At 40.4% G+C, this 20,188-nt stretch carries 17 protein-coding genes; 7 read left to right on the top strand and 10 right to left on the bottom strand.

Annotation, left to right across the window (positions count from 1 at the left end; translation table 11 throughout):
- Window positions 1–19: 19 nt before the first annotated feature.
- Complete coding sequence (locus I6E69_RS09555; protein ID WP_033020790.1) at window positions 20–448, bottom strand: PACE efflux transporter; 429 nt, start codon at window positions 446–448, stop codon at window positions 20–22.
- Between the two features lie 90 nt (window positions 449–538).
- Here I6E69_RS09555 and I6E69_RS09550 point away from each other — a divergent pair, with 90 nt between their 5' ends.
- Together I6E69_RS09550 and I6E69_RS09545 are read left to right on the top strand one after the other, a co-directional pair.
- The gene (locus I6E69_RS09550) at window positions 539–1,414 is read left to right on the top strand and encodes a LysR family transcriptional regulator (RefSeq protein ID WP_193226982.1); all 876 of its coding nucleotides are present in this window, start codon (window positions 539–541) and stop codon (window positions 1,412–1,414) included.
- Between the two features lie 121 nt (window positions 1,415–1,535).
- A complete protein-coding gene (locus tag I6E69_RS09545) occupies window positions 1,536–2,543 on the top strand; it encodes a zinc-binding alcohol dehydrogenase family protein (RefSeq protein WP_002959255.1) in 1,008 nt (335 codons plus the stop codon).
- A gap of 65 nt (window positions 2,544–2,608) precedes the next feature.
- On the opposite strand, the gene I6E69_RS09540 is transcribed toward I6E69_RS09545, so the two are convergent.
- On the bottom strand, window positions 2,609–3,556 hold the full coding sequence (locus tag I6E69_RS09540) for a LysR family transcriptional regulator (protein ID WP_002959254.1): 948 nt from the start codon (window positions 3,554–3,556) through the stop codon (window positions 2,609–2,611).
- 1 nt (window position 3,557) lies between these two features.
- Entirely contained in the window at window positions 3,558–4,463 is a 906-nt protein-coding gene (locus tag I6E69_RS09535) for a LysR family transcriptional regulator (protein ID WP_197121141.1), read from the bottom strand.
- Window positions 4,464–4,569: 106 nt separating this feature from the next.
- Here I6E69_RS09535 and I6E69_RS09530 point away from each other — a divergent pair, with 106 nt between their 5' ends.
- Together I6E69_RS09530 and I6E69_RS09525 are read left to right on the top strand one after the other, a co-directional pair.
- On the top strand, window positions 4,570–5,346 hold the full coding sequence (locus I6E69_RS09530) for a class III extradiol ring-cleavage dioxygenase (RefSeq protein WP_197121140.1): 777 nt from the start codon (window positions 4,570–4,572) through the stop codon (window positions 5,344–5,346).
- 80 nt (window positions 5,347–5,426) lie between these two features.
- A complete protein-coding gene (locus tag I6E69_RS09525) occupies window positions 5,427–6,104 on the top strand; it encodes a haloacid dehalogenase type II (protein WP_024591580.1) in 678 nt (225 codons plus the stop codon).
- 61 nt (window positions 6,105–6,165) lie between these two features.
- Here the strand turns inward: I6E69_RS09525 and I6E69_RS09520 are convergent, their stop codons facing one another.
- Window positions 6,166–7,041, bottom strand: coding sequence for a LysR family transcriptional regulator (locus I6E69_RS09520; protein WP_197121139.1), 876 nt, complete (start codon window positions 7,039–7,041; stop codon window positions 6,166–6,168).
- Between the two features lie 114 nt (window positions 7,042–7,155).
- On the opposite strand from I6E69_RS09520, the gene I6E69_RS09515 reads away from it, so the two are divergent.
- Window positions 7,156–7,656 (top strand): lactoylglutathione lyase family protein, encoded by a 501-nt coding sequence (locus tag I6E69_RS09515; protein ID WP_007583656.1) that lies wholly within the window; start codon window positions 7,156–7,158, stop codon window positions 7,654–7,656.
- A 226-nt stretch (window positions 7,657–7,882) separates the two neighbouring features.
- Here the strand turns inward: I6E69_RS09515 and I6E69_RS09510 are convergent, their stop codons facing one another.
- On the bottom strand, window positions 7,883–8,263 hold the full coding sequence (locus I6E69_RS09510) for a hypothetical protein (protein ID WP_197121138.1): 381 nt from the start codon (window positions 8,261–8,263) through the stop codon (window positions 7,883–7,885).
- Window positions 8,264–8,987: 724 nt separating this feature from the next.
- Here I6E69_RS09510 and I6E69_RS09505 point away from each other — a divergent pair.
- Window positions 8,988–9,920, top strand: a complete 933-nt coding sequence (locus I6E69_RS09505) for a ChaN family lipoprotein (protein ID WP_197121137.1) — start codon at window positions 8,988–8,990, stop codon at window positions 9,918–9,920.
- Window positions 9,921–9,986: 66 nt separating this feature from the next.
- Here I6E69_RS09505 and I6E69_RS09500 read toward each other — a convergent pair whose 3' ends face one another.
- The 4 genes from I6E69_RS09500 to I6E69_RS09485 are packed head-to-tail and all read right to left on the bottom strand — an operon-like array spanning window position 9,987 to window position 13,346.
- Window positions 9,987–10,706, bottom strand: a complete 720-nt coding sequence (locus I6E69_RS09500; RefSeq protein WP_149603742.1) for a HugZ family protein — start codon at window positions 10,704–10,706, stop codon at window positions 9,987–9,989.
- Complete coding sequence (locus I6E69_RS09495; protein WP_197121136.1) at window positions 10,703–11,491, bottom strand: heme ABC transporter ATP-binding protein; 789 nt, start codon at window positions 11,489–11,491, stop codon at window positions 10,703–10,705. Before I6E69_RS09495 ends, I6E69_RS09500 begins: the two co-directional genes overlap by 4 nt.
- Complete coding sequence (locus tag I6E69_RS09490; protein WP_197121135.1) at window positions 11,488–12,540, bottom strand: iron ABC transporter permease; 1,053 nt, start codon at window positions 12,538–12,540, stop codon at window positions 11,488–11,490. The genes I6E69_RS09495 and I6E69_RS09490 overlap by 4 nt, the downstream gene beginning before the upstream one ends.
- A complete protein-coding gene (locus I6E69_RS09485; RefSeq protein ID WP_197121134.1) occupies window positions 12,537–13,346 on the bottom strand; it encodes a hemin ABC transporter substrate-binding protein in 810 nt (269 codons plus the stop codon). Before I6E69_RS09485 ends, I6E69_RS09490 begins: the two co-directional genes overlap by 4 nt.
- Before the next feature lie 139 nt (window positions 13,347–13,485).
- Between I6E69_RS09485 and I6E69_RS09480 the strand changes: the two genes are divergently transcribed.
- Window positions 13,486–15,567, top strand: a complete 2,082-nt coding sequence (locus tag I6E69_RS09480) for a TonB-dependent hemoglobin/transferrin/lactoferrin family receptor (protein WP_197121133.1) — start codon at window positions 13,486–13,488, stop codon at window positions 15,565–15,567.
- A 584-nt stretch (window positions 15,568–16,151) separates the two neighbouring features.
- Here I6E69_RS09480 and I6E69_RS09470 read toward each other — a convergent pair.
- Entirely contained in the window at window positions 16,152–20,174 is a 4,023-nt protein-coding gene (locus I6E69_RS09470; RefSeq protein ID WP_197121132.1) for a rhombosortase-dependent M36 family metallopeptidase, read from the bottom strand.
- Between the last annotated feature and the right edge of the window lie 14 nt (window positions 20,175–20,188).

The following is a 20,188-nucleotide window of genomic DNA, read 5'->3' as shown; positions in this document are numbered from 1 at the left end:
GTGAGTTAGCTTTAGCTTATCAAGCACATTGCGATTTATTAACCCACTTTTTGTATGGCTGATGCTTATCGTACAGTACATTAAAGATATACGTGTAAATGAGTATAAATACTAAAAAGCCTGCTTCTAATGCAGCAGCAGCCAGCCATGTAATATTTAAATACCAAGCGAGCACTGGCAGCGTTATTACCACCATACCCAGCTCAAAGCCACATGCATGAGTAACACGAGTTAGTAAGCTGCGATCTTTTCGGTTATGTCCTGCTATTTTATCAAACACTATGTTGTAAATGTAGTTCCACAACATGGCAAAAATTGATAAACCAATGCCTACTATTGCCATTTTTCCTGTTGCAAACCCACCAAAATAAACTGATGCAGGTACAACAAAAAATAATGCAATCATCTCAAATATTAGGGCCTGAAAAATACGTTCTGCTGTGTTCATATACAAATAACTTCTTAAGTTGATGACGATGGCTGTATTTTCATTCATTATAAAGATATGTGTTAGTTACTTAGTATCGGGAAAAGCGATATGTTTAGTATTGAACAACTTCAGGCATTTGTGGCTACCGTTGAAGCTGGATCGTTTTCAGCTGCTGCACGCGGTTTAAGTAAAGCGCAGTCGGTAATAAGCCAGCATATTATTAATTTAGAAATAGACTGTAATGCGACATTATTTGAGCGCACAGGGCGCTATCCACAATTAACCGAAGCCGGTAAACAGTTACTACCCCAGGCTAAGGCCGTGCTTAATCAACACCAGCGATTAACAAACTCTGCATTAACACTAAACGAAAAAACACCAACCGAAATCACTATCGCACTTGACGAAGGGATCCCGTTTAAAACTATCGCGAGTATTATTAGCAAGCTGCAAAGTAAGTATCCTTACGTATCGCTTGAGTTTTTAAGTGCATCCAGCCATGACATAATTGACATGCTAAACAGCGAAAAGCTTATAACGGGTATTATTTTTAGTGAATTAAATATACCGAGTTACTTAGACTATGAATGTATTGGAACGGTAAAATTTGATTTATATGTTGCTAAGTCGCACCCTTTAGCGGGGATCAGATGTGAGAATATGGATGGTCTTCGGCTACATAGACAACTTCTTCTTCGTTCGCGCAATACACAAACAAGCAGCTTTCAGCTAAAAATTAGCCCAGAGATTTGGTATGCCGATAATTACTTTGTATTACTCGAGCTAGCAATACAAGGTAACGGGTGGTGCTTATTACCAAACCATGTAGCTCTAGATGCAGTACAAAGTGGTGAGCTGGTTAAACTTCCTCTTGAGTTTGAAGAAATGGGTTGGTTGGCTAATGTTGATGTATTACAGCATCAGCGGCATAGTAATCAAAAAGTGTTTAAAGCGCTTCGAAGTGTATTACGAGGGCTGTTATAAAATTTCTATTGTGGAATATTATTTCCATAATGATTGGGTTTTTTACCTCTTTTTTAACTGTGTCAATAAAGCCAAAATAGCGTCATTAACACAGCGTATTAAACGACGAGAGGCAAAACACATGAAAGCAATTGGATATCAACAAAACTTACCTGTTTCAAACGAGCTATCACTTCAAGACATTGAACTTGAAATGCCAACAGCACACGGCCACGATATTTTAGTGGAAGTAAAAGCAGTATCTGTTAATCCGGCTGATTTTAAAATTCGTGAATCAATGCCAGCGCCAGAAGGCGAATACAAAGTACTTGGCTTTGATGCTACAGGCGTTGTTAAATCTGTTGGCGAAAATGTGTCTTTATTTAAACCTGGCGACAAAGTTTGGTATGCCGGCGATGTAACGCGTTCAGGTAGTAATACACAGTTTCAATTAGTTGATGAGCGTATTGTAGGTAAAATGCCAACGACGTTATCTAACTTTGAAGCCGCAGCGCTTCCTCTTACTAGCCTTACCGCATGGGAGTTGTTGTTTGATAGATTAAACGTAGCTGAAAATGATGATTCTAAAAGTATTTTAGTGATTGGTGCTGCCGGCGGTGTAGGCTCAATTATGGTGCAATTGTTAAAGCAGCGCACTAAGCTTAAAATTATTGCTACAGCGTCTCGCGCCGAAACCACGTCGTGGTTAGAGGATTTAGGTGCCGATACTATTATTAATCACCGTAATTTATTAAGTGAAGAGTTTGCAGCTAAAAATTTAGGTGAAGTAGATTATGTCGTTAGTTTAAATAACACTGCTCAACACTTGCCTGAAATAGTTAAAGTGATTAAGCCACAAGGTAAGTTTGCACTGATTGACGACCCTGAAACACTTGATATTGTGCCATTCAAAACCAAATGTGTGTCGGTACATTGGGAGCTTATGTTTACTCGTTCATTATTTAAAACAGACGATATGCAAGAGCAACACGTTATTTTAAATAACGTAGCGACGATGATTGACGAAGGCCTGATTAAAACAACATTTGGTGAGCATTTAGGCACTATTAACGCCGTTAATTTACGTAAAGCGCATCAGCATCTTGAAACGCAAACGGCTAAAGGTAAAGTTGTTTTAGAGGGCTTTTAAATAACCACTTTATAAGTATATTTTGAGTACACAAAAAAGCCCCTAACGGGGCTTTTTTATATCTGCTATTTGTATAACTGTTTGTAATTAGGCATATGTTCAACCCAAAATGGCGGTGTACCAATATACTCTTGCACGGTTTTAATAAACTCACTTACCAATGGGGTTTGTTTACGATGAGGGTAAAGCGCGTAAATACCTGTGCCCATAGTTGATAGTTTATAATTAGTTAAAAGCGGCACAAGGCCCATTTTATCAATAGGTTCTTCTAGATTAAATAAATCGAGCATTACATACCCAAGCCCTGCTTTTACTGCATCGACCATAGCGCGTACATCACTCACTTTGTAATTGCCTTTCATTTTATGTATTTTTTGCTCATCACCATGAGGCTCAGTGCTTAACTTAATTTGGTCGAGACTTACATCGCCATTGCCATAAATAATAGCGGGTAAAGCTAATAAATCTTCTGGCGTGCTTGGCATTCCGTGCTTTTTTATAAAATCATGTGATGCAACAAGCGCAAAGTGCATATTAGCAATTTTTCTAGCCATTAAATTAGAGTCGTTTAGTTTGCCTATTCTAAAGGCTAAATCGTAATGATCGGCAATAATATCGTTACGCTTATCGTCAAGCATCAAGGTTATTTTTACCTCAGGATACTTTTGCATAAATATATTAATAGCGGGCTGAATATACTGCTGACCAAAAAACATACCGGAGGTAATGCGCAAAATACCTTTTGGCTTTGCCTGATACGAGTCGGCTATGCTATGGATATCAGAAAGTGTATCGATAAGAATATGCGCTTGCGTTAAAATTTCCTCTCCTGCTGAGGTGAGCGAAAACGAGCGCGTAGAACGATTTAACAATTGCACACCTAAACTGGTTTCGAGTTTTTTAATTTGTTTAGACAGCGACGAATTATCCATATCATGCAGTGCTGCGGCTTTGGCAAATGAGCCTTTTTGCACTACATCTACAAATAACGTTAATTGATTAGTTATCGACATATCACTCTCCTAAATCCCAGTAAGGTGTATCGCCATAATAGCCACTTGCAAAATCAACAAACGCACGTACTTTACTGGGTAAAAACTGTCTGTTTGCATACACCATGTAAAGCCCCATTGGCTCGGGTTCATGGTCTTTTAAAATGCGCACTACTTTACCTTGAGCCAGTGCTTCCCCTGCTATAAATGTTGGCTGCATAGCAATACCACCACCCGCAATGGCTGTATTTAGTAGCAAATCACCATTGTTAGCCACAAAGTTACTTTCAAGCTTTAGCTCGCTTTTTAACTCATTAACCCCAAATAATCGCTTTGTGGGTTCGCTGTGGGAATAACGTAAATAATTATGTGACTGTAAATCTAGCAGTGTTTGTGGCGTGCCATGGCGTTCTAAATAGTCGGGTGATGCAAAAACCGCTAGGTGTATAGGTGCAATTTTTTTAGCTATCAACGTTGAGTTTTTTAATACGCCAATGCGCAGAGCAATATCAATACCCTGCTCTACTATATCTACATATTGGTCGGTGAGCCGTAAATCTAACTTTAAATTTGGATACTGCTTTTGAAAATCAACCAACAAACCTGCTAAATGCTTAGTACCAAACGACATAGGCGCACTAATACTAAGCACACCCGAGACATTCTCGCTTAAGTTATTTAGTGAGTTTTCCATGTCTTCAATATCAATAATCACTTGCTGACAACGCTGATAATATTGATTTCCAGCTTCTGTAACACTTACTTTTCGCGTTGTACGGTGTAATAAACGCGTGCGTAGATTATCTTCCAGCGCAGAAATATATTTGCTGACTAACTGCGGCGAAATATCGAGTTTATCGGCCGCTTTTGAAAACGATCCTTCTTGCACAACGGCTAAAAAGGTCTTCATGGTGGTGAGTTTATCCATTTTTAACAATACTTTGTTGATAATGTATAAATAAATACCATATTTATCGTCAAAATAAAAACTAATATAGTGCTTAATAACACATCTATTTGTTTAAGGTTTTAGCATGACTCAGCCCGCTTTATTTATATCTCACGGTTCGCCAATGATGGCTGTTCAGCAATCGGCTACGTCAGATTTTCTTGCATCATTAGGTCAAACGCTTAGTAAACCACGTGCTATTGTGGTTTTTTCTGCCCACTTTGATGAAGCGCACGATATAGTTATTACATCAGGAGATGCGCCGCATACTATTCACGACTTTTATAACTTCCCCAAGCCCCTGTATGAAATTCAATACCCAGCACCAGGAGACCCTAAGCTTGCTAATACTATTAGTGAGTACTTTTACAAAGCGGGTATTAAAACGGTGCAAAGTGCAGATCAAGGATGGGATCATGGTGTGTGGATCCCGCTGCGCTTAATGTACCCCGCAGCTAATATTCCCATTGTTCAGGTGTCTATTAATACCCGTTTAGGCGCAAAGGCAATGTACAGATACGGGCAGTTACTTGCACCGCTTCGCGATCAAAACATATTAATTATTGGCTCGGGTGGCATTAGCCATAACCTACCCGAAATATTTAAAAAACCACCTACGCCTAATCGCATTCTAATGGTTAATGAGTTTACTCAATGGGTTGAACAAACGCTTTTAGCGCAAAATACACCCGCGCTGTTAGATTATTTAAACCAAGCGCCCCACGTATTATTTAACCACCCTACCCAAGAGCACTTTTTACCATTATTTGCGGCTCTGGGAGCAGGTACAAATGAAGCCGAAAAAATACATGAAGACATCGAAATGGATATTTTAGCGCTTGATGCATACAAGTTTTATTAGTTTGAGCGTTCGTTCAAATTGAGTTAAGCTGCAGGCACGTAGGCTTTAGCCAACTTAACTTAATTTTTTGCGGAGCAAACATGGCAACTACACTTGCATTTGACGTATACGGTACGCTAATAAACACTCACGGCGTACTGTCCTTACTCGACGACATGATTGGCGATAACGCCCAAGCATTTTCAAATACATGGCGCGAAAAGCAATTAGAGTATTCATTTAGACGTGGATTAATGCAAAATTATATTCCTTTCTCGCTATGTACAAAACACGCACTCGATTACGCCTGCTTAGCGCACAAAACCGAGCTAAGTGAAGATCAAAAGGGGCAACTGCTAGAGCTATATAAAACGCTTCCTGCGTTCGATGATGTAAAAGCAGGCCTTGAGCAATTAAAAGCGAAGGATTACCGTTTGTTTGCATTTTCAAACGGCGCAGCCGACGCAGTTCATACCTTATTAGAAACCGCTGGCATTAGTGAGCTTTTTGAAGGGGTAGTAAGTGCTGACGACGTTAAAACCTTTAAACCAAACCCAGGGGTTTATAGCCACTTTTTACGCGAAACCAATTCAACAGGCGCAAACACGTGGCTTGTATCAAGTAACCCGTTTGATGTAACCGGTGCCATATCGCACGGTATGCGAGCGGCGTGGATTCAACGATCTAAAGATTCAATTTTCGATCCGTGGGAAATACAGCCAAATACTATTGCAACCGATTTACTCGATTTAAAAGCAAAATTAGAAAGCGTTAACTAATTTTCTATCCCCTCTTTTGCTTATGGTATTAAGTGCCGTGGGTGTAAAGGGGGTTTACGTTTTAACTATTTACTCCCGCCTTTATTAGCTCAATCACTGTATTCATACGTTTTGCCAACGGCCTATTTCGGTGATGGCACACATAAATAGATTCACTAACCGGACATTCTAAATGATGCGTTTTAATAAGCGCGGGCTTATTGAATGCGCCAACAGCATGAGCAGGTAATACCGTAAAGCCCAACCCTAAACTTACTGGTTCTAGTATTAAACTAATTTGGTTAGAAAATCCCGTACGTCTTATTTGGTCAATATGCTCAAACTCACTGTAGTTTTCGCTTAGTAGTAGCTGCGCATGATGGCTTGCATCGGGATGAGCAATAAACCCTAGCTCACACAGGGTTTGCCAATTAGGCATGTTTATACCTGCAGGCGTTACAAGTAGTAGTGGCTCTTGGCTTATTTTATGGCTGGTTAGTTCGCTAAATGTTGGAGCTTGAGTTAAAAACCCGATGTCGGCACTATGGTTTGCTACTGCTTGTTCAACACTTACATTGGGCGCAAAGCGGTAATCAATAATTAGTTCTTTATGCTCAGATTGCAGTGCTAATAATTGATTATAAAACTTTAAACCACAACTGCCCGGAGATTGAATCTTTACCGCTCCGCTGTACGGCGAATCATCTTTTAATTGTTGTTCTAAAAACTGCCAATCTTTAAGAAGTAGGCTGCCCTGCTTATATAAGTTTTGGCCCTGAGGAGTAAGAGAAAACTGCTTACCATGGCGCTCAAGCAAAGCGCAGTTAACTTGTTGCTCTAGCTTTTTAATGTGCTGACTTACACCAGATTGGGTCATATAAAGGCGCTCAGCTGTTTTGGTAAAATGATTTACCTCAACCAAAGTACAAAACGTATTTAACCATGTTGGATTTATCATTACAAAACGTACTCAAAATGATGATTAATGATAATTTTACTTAATGTTGGTCGGTTCGTAAACTAACTCCATCGACTAGTCACAAGATAAGTCACAAGTTAAAGAGGAAGCATTATGAGTCATACATATCCACGTAGTTTTTCGCACATTGGTATTTCGGTTCCCGACGTTGAAAAAGCAGTCGAGTTTTACACTAAGGTTATGGGTTGGTACACAATAATGGAACCCACTTTAATTACCGAAGACAAAAGCCCAATTGGCGAAATGTGTACAGAAGTATTTGGCGAAAAGTGGGAAAAATTCAAAATAGCGCACCTATCTACAGGGGATCGTATTGGTGTCGAAATTTTCGAATTTAAAAACCAAGAAAACCCAAAAGACAATTTTGAATATTGGAAAACAGGCATCTTCCATTTTTGTGTTCAAGACCCTGATGTAGAAGGTTTAGCTGAGCGTATTGTAGAAGCTGGCGGTAAAAAACGTATGCAAGCCCCTCGTTATTACTACCCGGGTGAAAAGCCGTACCGCATGATCTACATGGAAGACCCGTTTGGTAACATCCTTGAAATTTACAGCCACAGCTACGAGCTTATTTACAGCGCAGGCGCTTACTAAATAGCACTTAGCTAAAAACAAAGACCGCAGTATTTATTACTGCGGCCTTTTTGTTTCAGTTATAGAGTTTTTAAATACACTTCACCGTCTTCTTATTCTCTATAACTTGTTTTTGCTTAGCTTGTGCAGCATGTTTTGCCCTGAGTTGAAAATATTATCAACCTCCAGAAAAACACTACCAATCGAACTGTGTCCTAGTGAATTTATGAACGACATAATGTATTTGTCAGGAACTTTTGCTCTTATCCACAAACAGGCTACATGTCAGTACCGCTGAGATTAAAAAACAAAATATTACGCTTAATGTAAATAATATAAAGTTTTCATTTTTTGATATAGCTGCTCCTTTAAGGAATATTTCACCGCTATTAAGTGCATCTACTCCTACATAGATCATCAACGGAATTACAAAAAATGCATTGCTGAGCTTAATAAGTAAGTCCTTTGATGAAAGACTTACTAATTGAGAAGCATTATGCTCTTCCTCGTCTCTATTTAATAGTTCGGCTTTTAATAGCTCAAAGCGTTCAGGGTACAAAGCCCTATCAATAGACGTGATAGCTTCTTGCAATTCAGTAATAGAATATTCTGAATAATTTGGTTCCATCTATTAAACCTTCTCCACTGCCTAACGCTTACATAAGCGGAAAAATATAGTTGACCAAAATGGTTTTAGGAACAAAAAACAGCCAGCTATAATTTTTTCATTTGATATTTACGTTAGGTTTTTTAGTTAACTGTATATAAAACAAGTATATATAGCTAATGGGCCAAAGTAAGAATATGGAAGCTACTAGTTTAAAGTGTCCATTTTTATATGAATGTGCTTGTGCTGAAAACCAACTTAATAAAGCTCCAATTACACACAAAATCTTAAGAATGTTACCAAACCAGTGTTCATTAAGGAAACTCATAAAACTGGTGTTTTGACTTGCAAATATAAATAACAAAAGAGCTGAGGTACCAAATAAGAGACAGCTTCTTGATTCTGAAAATTTTAGTAAGAATAGGCTAAAACCATCTTCCATGTTTTCACTAAAAAGTGGATGCTTCATAGAACTCCATTTAACATCTAACAATTTTACAGGCCGCGAATCGAGCATACTTCTACCGATGTCACGCTCATTTTCTACTTTACACAGTTTTAACAAATTACCTAAGATATTGCTATCAAAAGCTATTTAATATTTACAAGCAAAGTTAAGGCATATAAATGCGCGTTTCGCTCATTTCCTTGATTATGTAAGTAAGCAGCAGTTTGGCTGGCTTAATAGGTATTATAAGTATATGATATTGATAATTATTTGCATTAAAGGGTTTTGAAGGTGTGTATGAAAAAGTCTATGTTAACTCTGGCGTTAGTTACGGGTTTGAGTGGTTGTAGCACAACAGCCACGGTGCCTGATAAAAGCTCATCATTATATTACTCAGCGCTTTATAATGCACAAGCAAAGCCTGTTAGCTCTGTATTATTAGAGCCCAAGCTATTAAATGCCGATGTGGTTTTAGTAGGTGAATGGCATACGCACCCGGGTGTGCATTTATTTCAGGCTGAGTTATTTGAGCAATTAAGCAAAAGTAATAAACACACTGCCCTTTCGCTTGAACAATTTAGCCGCGCCGATCAGCTTACTTTAAACCAGTATGTTAAAGGTGAAATTGGTGAGCAATACTTAATTGACAACACCCAAGCGTGGCCAAATTACAAAAGTGATTACCGTGCGCTGGTAGAGCTGGCAAAAATGAACAATAGCGATGTAATCGCTGCAAATGCGCCTAAAAATATTGTTACCTGTATTGGCAGGCAAGGCATAAGTTACCTAAATAAACTTGATGATGAACAACGCCGCTACATTGCAGCCACTATTGATACCTCCCCCAGTGATTACAAGCAACGCTTTATGGCATCAATGCACCATGGTTCGGTGAGTCAAAACGAAAACTATTATGCTGCGCAAGTTACCTGGGATGAAACCATGGCAGAGTCTATTGTTAACTATTTAAATAATCATAAAGATGCGCAGGTAATGCATATAGCGGGCGATTTTCATGTGAAAAATGGCGAAGGTATAGCGCGCGTTATTAAGCGTTTAGCGCCAGAGCTAAATGTTGTGTGGATATCGCCGGTAACAAGTGTGCAAGCTAATCAAAATGGATATCAGTTGCAGGTTAACCCTTTGCCAACCCGTTATGTACAAAAAGAACATCAGCAAGCCGCTTTTAAAGCTTTAGTTAAACGAGGCGAGCAAACAGCTTGCTTATAAAATAACGACATAGTTAGTGAATCTCTTAACCAGGGCTCAGATTAACTATGTCGTCATGTATTTAGTTTAGTTATTTCGGGCTTGGTTGGTTAGCTCAACCAGCGCTTTACGTACCTCTAACGGGCTGTTGCACTGGGTTTTAAAGTTAATAAAGTAGTTACGCTTTTGGCTTTGTATATAAAAGCCAGTGGGTAATAAGCCGCTCATTATTGGGGTGTTATCAGCAACGCTGTAGTGCTGCATTAATATGAGCGACATAGCATCTTGGTGATCTTCATTCATATGGTTAATCATGCTTTGCTGTTGGCTTTCGTCCCAGTTTTTTGCCTCATCCTGCCATTCGTTTTGTTCAAGCCAAAATATTTTGCCAAAGCCGCCAATGTAACGCACACGCACTACGTCTAATTGCCATAACTGAAAGTCGTGCGCATTGCGATAGCTAGCGGCTTCGGGGTATAGGGCAATATAATTATCAAGTAAAGTGTGTGCTTGCTCACTTGGCACAATAGAGCCATCGCCTACGAGCGTTACGCGGCCGTGCTCGTTTTGATCGCCACTGTCGGCGGCGTCAAATACGGTAAGGCTCATACGAGAGTCGTGCTTTAGATTTTTAGTGTGCTGGGCTATATCGCTAATAAAAAAGTAAACACGGCCTTGTTCGTCGCACATATAGGGGGTTACTGAGCCAAACGGGTAGCCGCGTAAATTATTAGAAATGGTCGACATAACACCGGCATTGGTTTTGTAAACCAAGGTGCGTGCATCGTTTAATGCTTGCTCTCTCATAAAAACTCCTGACGTTGAGAAAAAACCATGGGTGCATCGTTATAAGGATGAGGATTTACGTGCAGTTTCATGGCGTACATTTGTTGTAAATTTTGTTCAGTTAATACGGTGTTTATAGGCCCACTTTGCAGCACTTTTTTGTTGTGCAGTAAAATAGCGTCGGTTGCATAAAGGCTTGCCAAATTTAGATCGTGTATTGCAATAATAGCGCTGTTACCTTGCTCTACAAACGCTTTAACACAGCTGAGCAAAGCATGCTGATGGCGCATATCAAGTGCGGATGTAGGCTCGTCGAGCAGCATGAGTTTAGGCTCAGCCGATTGTGTAAAGGCGTTTAGCTGCGCTAAAGTACGCGCCATATGAGCACGCTGTTGCTCGCCGCCCGAAAGCGCACTGACGCGGCGAGTTAAGTAATTACTTAAATCCATAATAGCGGCGTATTTATGTACTTTTTCGCTTTGCATTTTTAATGACTCTACATACGGGTAGCGGCCCATGGCAATAAGCTCAAATACTGTAAAATCAAACCCGACGTGGTTAGCTTGCATCATTACTGCGCGCTGTGTGGCTAGGCTTTTTTTAGCGTGAGCGGTCAGCGGCTTATTATTAAAAAGCACACTACCTTTAAAGGCATGCATACCAGCTAAGGTATGCAGTAAAGTAGACTTACCCGCGCCATTTTCACCAAGTAGTGCAACAAGTTGGCCTTGTTTAGCACTGCCATTAATGGTGTTTAAAACGTTATGGTTACCAAAGCCAACGCTGAGATTGTTAAACGCGATCATGACCAACCTCGCTTACTTTTAACAATTAAATAAATAAACAATGGCGCTCCCAACAGTGCGGTAATAATACCAATGGGTAGCTCTGCTGGCATAATTAAAATGCGTGCTAACCAGTCTGAAAGTAGCAATACCACTACGCCAATTAGCATACAAAGCGGCAGCATATTACGTAAATGCGGCCCCACCATTAAGCGGGCAATATGCGGGACTACCAAGCCAACAAACCCTATTAAACCGGTAAGCGCCACAACCGCCCCAACACCCAATGCAACAAGTATAATTACATATAATTTAAGCTTATTGGTGTCTACTCCTAGGTACTGAGCTTGGGATTCGCCAATAAGGAGCAAGTTCATGGGCTCTTTTAATCGCCACAGGCCAGCTAGGCTAATAAGCAGTAACGGTGCAGCTTGAATAATAGTGCTCCAGCTTGCCCCGCCTAATGAGCCCATGGTCCAGTAATTTATTAATCGCAATGCACTGTCGTCAGCAAAAAAGCTCAGTAGCCCAATAACCGCAAATGCTAACGCGTTAATAGCCACCCCCACTAATATAAGTGTGGTGATATTAATTTGCCCTTGCTGCTTGGCAATAAAATATACCAGCGAGGTAACACCAAGCGCCCCTAAAAACGACGCATAAGGTAAATACAACTGCGCGTTAAAATTAAACTGCGCGCTAAGTGCTATAAACGCCACAGCAACCATGGCCGCACCCGCACTAATGCCAATAATAGATGGGTCGGCCAATGGGTTGCGGCACAGCGCTTGCGTTGACGCGCCTGTTTGGGCAAGCACCAACCCTACAAGCACTGCAAGCACAAAGCGCGGCAAACGAATTTGCATTACTACATTAATTTGCAGTGCATCAAACTGATTAAAGCACTCGGGCGCAAGCCAAGCAATAGCTAAACGCCAATCCCACCCGGCAGGCCCGTAACCTATGCTAAGTAATGCCAAAACAAAAATGCACATAGAGGCTAATAGCATCCATTTATGGGTTGGGCTAAGGGTTATAGGCCTAAAACGGCTCAATGTTAGGGTGTTCATAAGCGGGCTTTATACTCGCTTAGCTCATTAATTGCTGTGGCAATACGAGGCGACATGCCAAGCGAAAGTAGGCTATCCATTACAAGTAAGTTACAGCTTTGCGCCGCTTTTAATAAGCGTAATGTAGGTTGTTCACAAAAAGCCTGCTTACCGCCAAGGCTGTGTACAACATGGGCTGGGGCGACTAAAAAATCGGGCTGATTTACAGCCAGCACCTCAGTGTTAATTGCTTTAAAGCCTGAATGCGTAGCGCCTATATTAGTAATACCTGCATAGCTAAATAATAAATTAGGCACGGTTTCTTGCCCTGCGGCAACAAGCCCGCGCTCATTAGCTGAGAGTAAAAATAGCGCACTGTGCGTTTGCGCTTTGGCTTTTTCAGGCAGCGATTTAGTAATTTGAGTAATAAGTGATTGTGCTTTTTTCTGGGCGTTTAAATCGTCACCAAGGCGTTTAATTAGCGCAAGTAGCTCGTTAACTGAGGTCGGCTTTTTATAATGAATTAGCTTAACCCCTGTTGCCTCAATTTGCTTAAGTGCTTGGCTTCGCCCTGCGCCTTCAAGCGCTAACAAGGTGGTTGGACGCATTGAAAGTACGCCTTCTGCAGCTAAATCGCGATAATAGCCCACTTGCGGTAATTGCGTGGCTTGGTGCGGGTACATGCTCGATTGATCAACAGCTACAAGGGTATTTTGTTTGCCTAGCGCATAAATTATTTCAGTAAGGGTGCCGCCAGCGCTAATAACGCGCTCTTGTGCAAGTGCAGATTGGGCCATTAAAGCAAACAATATAAATAGGTATTTCATTACACACTCCGGTTTTATTTTTTGGCTATTATAACTAGTTAAACCTAAATGAAAATGATTATCATAATTAATTGATCTTATTTTGACTTAGTTGTAACATCTCCGCCATAAATAATAACTATTATCATTTGGAGTTGAAATGAATCCCTCTGCGTTTAGATTTACTGCTATAGCAACCTTACTACTCGGCTCGGGCACTGCCATTGCCGAAAACATAATTGACGATCATATTGTTGTAAGTGGCTCGCGCTTTGAGCAAAAGCTTAAAGATGTAACAGGCTCAGTCACTGTTATTACCGAGCAAGACATAGAGCGTCAGCTAGCTGTAGATTTACAAACCATGTTTAAGTACGACCCAAGCATTGCAACGACAGGCAGTGGCGCAGGCGCGCAAACACTTACAGTACGTGGTGTTGGTGGTAACCGGGTTGTATTTATAAAAGATGGCCGACGCACCAACGATGGTTATGCAGGTGGAGGGGGCTATTTAGTTGGCCGTAATTATTTTGACGTAGCAGGTGTAAAACAAGTAGAAGTAGCCAAAGGTGCTGCATCGTCATTATATGGCTCTGATGCACTGGGTGGCATTGTGGTTATAACCACTAAAGATCCAAGTGATTATTTAAAAAATAACAGCAGCTTTGTAAAAATGGCGCTGGGGTATCAAGGTCAAAGTAACCAAGTTGCCGCCGATATTACTGCTGCAAAAGACTTAGGCGACTTTGCAGTAAGCGCCGTGTATAGCCACCGCGATAGCGAAGAAGTACAAAACTATGACGAAAACTTACCCGGTTATGATGCTAAGTCGGACGCTTTATTAGTTAAATTTGAGCAACAGCTTGATGAAAAACGCACAGTTAAATACACCCTTGATTACTTTAACCAAACAACTGAGCAAGTAATAACCCCCGCGGTTCAAGAAACCGAAGAAGATGACACGAGTTGGTCACTGGCGCTAGATTACCATTCAGAAGTAACTACAGCTGCGTTTGATAAATGGTACGGGCAAGTGTCTTATAGTAGTTACGAGCAACAAAGCGATCAAATTAGTGGCGCAAGCACCTACACCGATTATAACGACTATCGTTTTGAGCAAAATATTTTAGGTTTTAAAGCGGTATTTAATAAAGGGTTTAACGCAGAGAGTGCCGATCATGAAGTGGTATACGGGATTGATATAGACTTATACGACACCACCCGCCCACGTTTTAAAACCCGTATTTTAGCCGATGGCACTGTTGATTTTACAGACCAAAAACAAAAAGCATTCCCGGGGGCTGATACCTCTTTAATTGGCGCTTATGTACAAGACAGTATTTCGTTTAATAATAGCGCGTGGTCGGTTATTGCGGGTGTGCGATATGATTACTACACCCTAGAGGCTAAAAATGATGAGCTGTACGCTGACGCGCAGCTTGGTGATATTACCGAATCTGCTTTTTCCCCTAAGCTAGGTGCTATATACCAAGTGGATGATAACTTGTCGTTGTACGGGCAATACGTACGAGGCTTTAAAATACCACCACACGACCAAGCCTATCAAAGCCACGGCGTTGAACCGTTTTATCAAATATTACCAAACGCCGATTTAGACCCTGAAAGCAGTGATTCGTTTGAGCTTGGGCTAAGATACGCCAGCAGCGATATTAGCGTAAATTTAAGCACTTTTTATGCAGCATACGATGACTTTATAGAAACCGCCGTAGTGGGTGTTGAGCCAACGTACATTCCTGGCGTAAACAAAACGCTGTATCAGTACCAAAACATTAGCGAAACACAAATAAGCGGTGTTGAAGCAGGAATTGCCATGTATGTAGCTGAAAATATACTACTAGAGGCAAACGTGGCTTACGTTGATGGTGAAAATAAAGAAACCGATCAGCCACTTACCAGCATTAGCCCGTTAAATGGCTCAGTATTGTTAAGTACAGAACAGGGTAATATTAACTGGACCGCCGCGTTGCGTTTGGCTAAATCGCAATCGGATGTAGTACTTGATACAAACGGTAATAAAACTACGCAAGGGCATGGCTACGGCATAGTTGATTTATACGCAAACTACGAATGGCAAGCATGGCAGCTAAATGTAGGTGTACTTAACTTGCTCGATAAAGAATATGTACCCTTTGAGTTGATTGCAGGTCAATCGCAAAGTGCTGATTTTAGCCAATACACCCAACCTGGGCGTAACTTTTCAGCCAAAATAAGCTATGTGTTTTAATTAGCTCCTAGAAAATTAAATAGCAACAAACGCTGCATGAAGCTGCAGCGTTTGTTGAGTTTATTTTTTGATATTTATAAATGACACCCATATTAATTTTTTAGTAAAGCGAGTTGCCTAGATTCTAATTGGAAGTGCATTAATAGAGGTTGTACAAAGTGGCTTGGCGTTGGCATATTTACCAAATTTCGTGATTGATGATTTAGGGCTTAAAAAATTAACTGTAAAGGGGGTTAACAGTCACTACAGTGAAGACATAGTAATGGTTTACAAACCATCAAAAGCTGATGGCTGGCTTAATAAACTCATGCACTCTTTGTAGAGGATTTATCAATTTAAGTTCAATGTAAAGTATGACTTAGCTAAGCAGTGGTTAGCTAATATCAGAAACAATGCACTGATTACGGCCATGTTCTTTTGCATGGTAAAGTGCTTTGTCAGCACATTTGTAAACTTGGTCTATGTCGTTACTGTGCTCAGGACTAAAAAAATCAAACTAAGTGCATAAAAAAGGCCAGATGCAAACGCTACTGGCCTTTCATTAAAACCGTCATGTGCTTAGAGTTGACGGATGTTATTTAAACTTATTTACTAACGTTTTTGCGACGTCTATTAAACCATACTAATGGAGTAAGTAATAAAGCTATAAAGCCAAAACTACCACCACCGCTAGATTTTGATTCTGTTACAGGCACAGTTGCTACCGCTTCATTTTTTACCATTACAGTACTTTGTTGAGTCACAGTTGTTACACCATCACTTACGGCAACTTCAAAAACAAGCTCTTCATCTGCAGTAATAGCTGCAGGTGTAAAGCTCAAAGTTGCAGTGTCAGTACCTGTGAGCGTAGCAGCACTACCGCTAACCTGAGTCCAAGCATAAGTTAGTGTTTGACCATTGCGATCTGACGCTGTTGCTGTAATTGTTCCTGTAGCAGATTCAGTAATTTCCGCTGATGAACTTTCGACTAAAACAAGTGGGGCTGCGTTATCACATGCTAGCGAATCACCCGCTACAAGCTCAGAAAATACAGGAGATAAAACGTTAGACATAGTTAGGTTATCAATCCACCAACCTAAATCACTTACTGCGCCATCTGATGAAATTCTAAAGCGTACTTTTACTAAGTTGCCGTTTAGGGCATCACCAAAGTTTATAGTTTCATAATTACCATACGCGCCACTATCTTGTACGTTATTACCAGTAAAAGTTTCACGTTCTTGAAGTTCTTGCGAATCGTTTTCGATTAGAACAGCGTCGTAGCCAACATCAAATGTGCCGCCAATTTCAGTAGCATCAACCCAGTCACCGCCATTAACACTAACTTCTACAACACCACCATCCCAGTTTTGCTCAATACTATAGAAATGCCAAAACGAGATTTCAAAGTCGCCTGAGTAACCAACTTCGAATGGCTTACTCTCTATTGCTACATCTGATTGGAAGCCATTATTTACAAGGCGCATTGCCTGTGTGCCTAGCTCAAACCCACCTTGTTCAAAGAAGGCAATATTACCACTATTATCCATAACCTGAGTGCCAACAGCTAAATCACCGCCAAACATTACGTTTTCTTTTAAATCTAATAGTGATGAACTTGCTACTTCCATATCATCTGAAACTACAGCTCCAACAGGCATTTCTGATTTAAAGCCCATATTTACTTCAAACGTGAGTGTTTGATCAAGTGCTTCAACGATATCATCGTCCGTTTCAATTTCAGGGAATGTGACTTCAATTTCTAGTGTTTCAGCTGTACCCGCTTCGTTCAAAGTAACTTTAATATCGTTACTAGTTATTGCTTCGTACGGTTGAACTTCACCAAAAGTAAGTAAACCATCATTTTCAAATGTTACATCATGATCGCTTATAACAGTCAGTTGTGCTGTTGTACCACTAAGTACTTCACTACCACGGTTAGTAATTGTTACGCTAACCGTACTCGTTTCGCCTTTATCTAAAATATTGTCGTTAGTACAAAAACCAAGCTCTGTACCATTGTACATGTTGTTTAAGTCAGCACTTGCAAATGCATAGCTAGAAAGCTGTGTTTTATCCGATTCAACTACACCAGTAAGGTCTTCACTGAAACGATCTGGCGATACTGCGCCAAGACCCATACCACGTTTAGCAAATGCACCTACCATTAATTTGTAATCAGCAGGGTCTACTGCATAGGCAGCAGCTAAAATAGCATCACGTGCTTCAGTGTAGGTTGGTGCTATAGGTGTTAATTTGTAACCTGCAACTAAGTAATCTGCCATTCGAGTTTGTGCTTCATTAAAGCCATGCTCGTTGATAAGCGCTACGTAGTTTTCCCATAATACAGTTGCCCAAATTTCGCCGGCAGCATGAGGAGAAGCCACGCTTGTTGGTGATATACCAATATCAGCACCAGCATTTTCAGTAATATGGCGGAACGACAATGCATTTACATCTGTATCAGTTGAATAAGGAAGACGACGAATACCGAAGTAGAAGTCTTCTACAAATGTGCCGCTACCATATGCTTTTTGGAACTTATCGTTACCTGTAATATTTATATCGCTTTCTTTAGCGATAAACATTAATGAGTGGAAATCGCCCCAGCCTTCGCCCATTGCGCGGCCTTGGAAGTTAATAAGGCCTGATGAATTACCGACTAAGCGGTTACTAATGTAGTGACCCCATTCATGAGCAATAATACCATTATCAAACGTACCATCTTTTAATGTTGCTTTGGTAAACATGTCTACAGTAACAACTTCACCAGCATCAATTAGGTCATACATTGCATGACCATCAGCGTAATTTAAACCCATATTTGGAATGGTTACAGTATCGTCTTCACCGCCCATTGGTGCCGGTTCTGCCGTATCTGGGTCATTATTAACAACGATAGTTGCTATTGCACCTGCATCTTGTGCATTTTTTACTTTAATCGTAAAAGCACATGAGCCACGGTCTACAATTGCAATTTTCCCTGCTAGTTCAGCAGCATTTATAGCAGGCTCACAACCATCATTAATACTTGTTGAATCTACTGTATTTCCATCATCTAAACGAACAACTTCTGCTGCCACATCACTGAATTGGTATTTACCAAAGCCAGATTCTTTTGTTGAAGCTAAAAGGCCTAAAGAGTCATGTGAAGTTACAGTAATACCAAAATCTACACCAACAGTGGCATCTTTACTGTTGTACAAGTACATTTGCATACGTGGGCTAGCACCATCAGCTGGTGTAGACATATTTGCATTATTACGACCTGAGTTATCTTGAGCCTGTGCTTCAATCGGGTCGCCTTCTATGCCGCCACGACCAAAGTTAGATACCTGCGCTACATTTGATGTTTCATCAAAACCATGATCATAGAAAAAATCATGTAAAAAGTTATTCATATAAAACAAGTTAACAATAGCTGCTTTACGGTTTGCGTAGCTATTTGCAACTTCATCTACTTGATAAGGGTAGTCAAATGTGAAGTCTGCAGTTGTTTCAGCGGTAAAGTCACCTTCACTAAAGTCTTGAGGTGCAACCACATCTGCGTAAGCGAATACGTTATTACCCGATGTTGTCGTTGCATCATCAGCTAACCATGGGTCCATTGTGCTTAGTTTGCTGTAGTAAGATAGAGATACCATTGGCGCGTCTAAAATCTCAGTCTCGTCTACTTGTCCTGGGCCATCTGCAGGAATTACGTCACCGTGCGGGCTTTCCATTGGGTAGCCATCTTGGTTAGCGTAAACACGGTAATTAAAGTCAGCTGCATGAGATTTCAAATCTTTCGCAAAATATACTTTGCTATTATTCGAATCTACTACGTAACTAAAGTAGTCACTTTCTAAAGAGCCAACTTCTGCTACTTCTACTTCAATGTAATAAGCAGATTTAAGCTCGCCTGCAACTTCAAAAAACACTTCTTTTGCACGTGGCGTACCTAAAACAACTTTAGAATCATCTAGTGATTTAGCCTCATATTTTACATACCCACCTTCGTTACCAATTTTACGAAGTGAGACATCAATATTTGCTAATTCACTAAATGCTTTTTTTATGCTTTGCTCAGAGCTTACAAAACCAGTTAATGCTGCAAGTTTATTTTTAGATGACGACGCATCAGCAAAATACCCCGAGCTTGCTACTAGGTTGTACTCTTTATCCATTAACAAGTTGTATTCGCGGTTAAAAACTTCAACACCGTTTACTTGTTGTTTATATTTAGCGCTAATAGAACCACGTTTTTGCTCTGATAAATCAACCATAACAGCAGAAGATGCTGTTGCTTTACGGTTACTAATACCTGTTAAAGTTTCAATATAAAAGTCAGCAGCATATTGATTACGGTTATCAGCAGCGATTAAAGCCATGTCAGGCTTACGCTGACCTATTGCTTGCCATAAAAACGTTGCTTTACCCATTTGTGCATCGTAAATAGATTTTTGGCCCGATACAGTGGCGCGTTCGGCTAAGGTTTTCTGCTGAACAGCAGCTAAAGAAGTACCCTGAGTAACTGCATTTGTTGCACTTACATCATAAAATCGAGTTTGTTCAGCGGCCGTTAGCTCACCTGCTGCTAATGTTGATGCTACAACCATGGCAATAGTTGTTAACTTAAATTGAGACATGTATCCACCTGTTT

Source organism: Pseudoalteromonas sp. NZS100 (assembly GCF_015864815.1).
Taxonomy (GTDB): Bacteria; Pseudomonadota; Gammaproteobacteria; order Enterobacterales; family Alteromonadaceae; genus Pseudoalteromonas; species Pseudoalteromonas distincta.
This window is presented reverse-complemented; position numbering and strand designations above follow the sequence as displayed.